The following is a 258-nucleotide window of genomic DNA, read 5'->3' on the forward strand; positions in this document are numbered from 1 at the left end:
TTCCTTTAGAGGTTCCTGTTTTTGAAATAAGTCTTCCCTTATCATCATAGTTGAAAGAGATTAGCTTATTAGTTGCCTGGCCACCATCTGTTGTGGAGAGCTCTTTTTGAGAGATAAGTTGCCCTAGAGCGCTATAAGCATATTCTTTAGTGCCTTTTGGACTTATGATTTTTTTAGGCTTTCCAAAACCGTCATATTCATATTTATAAGTTCCATTGGCTGGATCATTGAATTCTGATTTTCTTCCCCATGAATCAT

General features: G+C 36.4%; 1 protein-coding gene. It reads right to left on the reverse strand.

Annotation, left to right across the window (positions count from 1 at the left end):
• A partial coding sequence (locus tag SB764_RS42060) for a hypothetical protein (RefSeq protein WP_410867045.1) occupies positions 1–258 on the reverse strand: 258 nt, incomplete at both ends.

This window comes from Paraburkholderia sp. SIMBA_027, assembly GCF_046535315.1.
GTDB lineage: Bacteria > Pseudomonadota > Gammaproteobacteria > Burkholderiales > Burkholderiaceae > Paraburkholderia > Paraburkholderia tropica.